Here is a 3,099-nt window from a genome sequence, read left to right as displayed (position 1 = left end):
CCCACCCCCCCCAACCCCCTATAGTGCTCTTCCCCCTATAAAAAACGTCAGGACCTGGTGTACGAGAAAGAAGATCTTTTGATCTCTGGCCCCGGCAAAAACCCTGATTACAACTTCTATCGTGTTGCAGGTATGGCAATCGCTGGCAAGCCCAAAGGCAGCGCGCAGAACGAAGCCGAACCGATCAACGTGAAGAGCTTGCTGCCTTAAGGAAGAACGATGGAATTCGCTTTCTATTTCGCATCGGGTATCGCTGTTGTGTCCACGCTACGCGTGATCACCAACACCAACCCTGTGCACGCCCTGCTCTACCTGATCATCTCGTTGATAGCCGTGGCCATGACCTTCTTCGCACTCGGCGCGCCGTTCGCCGGCGTGCTGGAAGTGATCGCCTACGCCGGCGCCATCATGGTGCTGTTCGTGTTCGTGGTAATGATGCTGAACCTGGGCCCGGCCTCGGTTCAGCAGGAACGTACCTGGCTCAAGCCCGGCATCTGGGCAGGGCCGGTGATTCTCGCAGCCTTGCTGCTGGCCGAACTGCTGTATGTGCTGTTCGCTCACCAGAGCGGTCAGGCCATCGGCCACACCACCGTCGATGCAAAAGCCGTGGGCGTCAGCCTGTTCGGCCCGTATCTGCTGGTGGTCGAACTCGCCTCGATGCTGCTGCTCGCCGCAGCCGTCACGGCGTTCCATTTGGGCCGTAACGAGGCGAAGGAGTAAGACATGCCTGCTATCCCTCTCGAACATGGATTAGCCGTCGCCGGCATCCTGTTCTGCCTTGGTCTGGTCGGCCTGATGGTCCGCCGCAACATTTTGTTCGTGTTGATGAGTCTGGAAGTAATGATGAACGCCTCGGCACTGGCGTTCATTGTTGCAGGCGCCCGTTGGGGCCAGCCGGATGGACAGATCATGTTCATCCTGGTGATCAGCCTTGCAGCCGCCGAGGCCAGTATTGGTCTGGCGATCCTGCTGCAACTGTATCGCCGCTTCCACACGCTCGATATCGACGCTGCCAGTGAGATGCGCGGATGAATCTTATCTTTCTGACTTTCGTATTCCCTCTGATCGGTTTCCTGCTGCTGTCGTTCTCCCGTGGACGCTGGTCGGAAAACCTCTCGGCGCTGATCGGCGTGGGTTCCATTGGCTTGTCGGCGATTGTCGCCGCCTACGTCATCTGGCAATTCAACGTCGCGCCACCCGAAGGCGGTCACTACACGCTGGTACTGTGGAAGTGGATGGCGGTCGAAGGCTTCAAGCCTGACTTCGCCCTCTACGTCGATGGCCTGTCGATCACCATGCTCGGCGTGGTTGTCGGTGTAGGTTTCCTGATCCACCTGTTCGCGTCCTGGTACATGCGCGGCGAAGCGGGTTACTCGCGCTTCTTCTCGTACACCAACCTGTTTATCGCCAGCATGCTGTTCCTGGTACTGGGCGATAACCTGTTGTTCCTGTACTTCGGCTGGGAAGGCGTGGGCCTGTGCTCGTACCTGTTGATCGGTTTCTACTACTGCAACCGCAACAACGGGAACGCCGCACTCAAGGCCTTCATCGTGACCCGCATCGGCGACGTGTTCATGGCCATCGGCCTGTTCATCCTGTTCCAGCAAGTGGGCACGTTGAACATCCAGGAACTGCTGGTGCTGGCACCGCAGAAATTCCAGGTCGGCGATTTCTGGATCACGTTGGCGACCCTGATGCTGCTGGGCGGTGCGGTCGGTAAATCGGCACAACTGCCACTGCAAACCTGGCTCGCGGACGCGATGGCTGGCCCGACGCCGGTTTCGGCACTGATCCACGCCGCCACCATGGTAACCGCCGGTGTCTACCTGATCGCCCGTACCCACGGTCTGTTCACCCTGGCGCCGGACATCCTGCACCTGGTCGGCATCGTGGGCGGAGTGACGCTGGTGCTGGCAGGTTTCGCAGCACTGGTGCAAACCGACATCAAACGTATCCTCGCCTACTCGACCATGAGCCAGATCGGCTACATGTTCCTGGCGTTGGGCGTCGGTGCATGGGATGGCGCGATTTTCCACCTGATGACCCACGCCTTCTTCAAGGCCCTGCTGTTCCTGGCTTCCGGTGCGGTGATCGTTGCCTGCCACCACGAGCAGAACATCTTCAAGATGGGCGGTCTGTGGAAGAAACTGCCACTGGCCTACGCCAGCTTCATCGTCGGCGGCGCGGCCCTGTCTGCTCTCCCACTGTTGACCGCAGGCTTCTACTCCAAGGACGAAATCCTCTGGGAAGCGTTCGCCAGCGGCAATCACGGCCTGCTCTATGCCGGCCTGGTCGGTGCGTTCATGACCTCGCTGTACACCTTCCGCCTGATCTTCATCACGTTCCACGGTGAAGCCAAGACCGAAGCTCACGCCGGTCACGGCATCGCTCACTGGCTGCCACTGTCGGTGCTGATCGTGCTGTCGACTTTCGTCGGCGCCATGATCGTGCCACCGCTGCACGGCGTACTGCCGCAAAGCGTTGGTCATGCCGGTGGCGAAGCCAAGCACAGTCTGGAAATCGCGTCGGGCGCCATCGCCCTGGCCGGTATCCTGCTGGCGGCCCTGCTGTTCCTCGGCAAGCGTCGCTTCGTGACGGCAATCGCCAACAGCGGCATCGGCCGTTTCCTTTCGGCCTGGTGGTTCGCTGCCTGGGGCTTCGACTGGATCTACGACAAACTGTTCGTCAAGCCTTACCTTGCGATCAGCCACGTACTGCGCAAAGACCCGCTCGACCAGACCATCGGTCTGATCCCGCGTATGGCCAAGGGCGGTCACACTGCCCTGAGTCGCACCGAGACCGGTCAACTGCGTTGGTATGCGGCTTCCATGGCTGCTGGTGCCGTGCTGGTAATCGGCGCCATCGTGCTGGTAGCGGTCTGATATGAACCTTGCGAATTTGCGAAAGGAAACGAGCCCGTCATGATTCTGCCTTGGCTAATCCTGATCCCCTTCATCGGCGGCCTGCTGTGCTGGATGGGTGAGCGCTTCGGCGCTACCCTGCCCCGCTGGATTGCGCTGTTGACCATGACCCTGGAACTCGCCCTCGGCCTCTGGCTGTGGGACCACGGTGACGATACAAATGCTCCGGAGCCTGGCG

The 3,099-nt window shown here is 60.1% G+C and carries 3 protein-coding genes and 2 pseudogenes; all 5 read left to right on the top strand.

The annotated features are described in order from the left end of the window. Positions 1-42: 42 nt before the first annotated feature. A pseudogene (locus tag ACIOWA_RS27695) lies at positions 43-210 on the top strand (NADH-quinone oxidoreductase subunit I); the annotation flags it as partial. A gap of 9 nt (positions 211-219) precedes the next feature. Beyond that, positions 220-720: an NADH-quinone oxidoreductase subunit J gene (gene nuoJ / locus ACIOWA_RS27690; RefSeq protein WP_339434123.1), complete on the top strand. Its 501-nt coding sequence runs from the start codon at positions 220-222 to the stop codon at positions 718-720. A gap of 3 nt (positions 721-723) precedes the next feature. Continuing rightward, positions 724-1,032 carry an NADH-quinone oxidoreductase subunit NuoK gene (gene nuoK / locus ACIOWA_RS27685; RefSeq protein ID WP_003223790.1) on the top strand — a complete coding sequence of 103 codons (309 nt, stop codon included), beginning with the start codon at positions 724-726 and terminating at the stop codon, positions 1,030-1,032. After that, a complete protein-coding gene (nuoL, locus tag ACIOWA_RS27680) occupies positions 1,029-2,882 on the top strand; it encodes an NADH-quinone oxidoreductase subunit L (protein WP_401162902.1) in 1,854 nt (617 codons plus the stop codon). The genes nuoK and nuoL overlap by 4 nt, the downstream gene beginning before the upstream one ends. A 39-nt stretch (positions 2,883-2,921) precedes the next feature. Beyond that, positions 2,922-3,099: pseudogene (locus ACIOWA_RS27675) on the top strand (NADH-quinone oxidoreductase subunit M); the annotation flags it as partial.

It is taken from the genome of Pseudomonas sp. NPDC087614, from assembly GCF_044743485.1.
Lineage (GTDB): Bacteria > Pseudomonadota > Gammaproteobacteria > Pseudomonadales > Pseudomonadaceae > Aquipseudomonas > Aquipseudomonas baetica_A.
The sequence above is the reverse complement of the archived record's forward strand: the minus strand, read 5'-3'. Positions and strand labels throughout refer to the sequence as shown.

Bases quoted from the DNA above. Each gene is read 5' to 3' on its own strand.
- nuoJ (WP_339434123.1), top strand. From the start codon at position 220: ATGGAATTCGCTTTCTATTTCGCATCGGGTATCGCTGTTGTGTCCACG.
- nuoK (WP_003223790.1), top strand. From the start codon at position 724: ATGCCTGCTATCCCTCTCGAACATGGATTAGCCGTCGCCGGCATCCTG.
- nuoL (WP_401162902.1), top strand. From the start codon at position 1,029: ATGAATCTTATCTTTCTGACTTTCGTATTCCCTCTGATCGGTTTCCTG.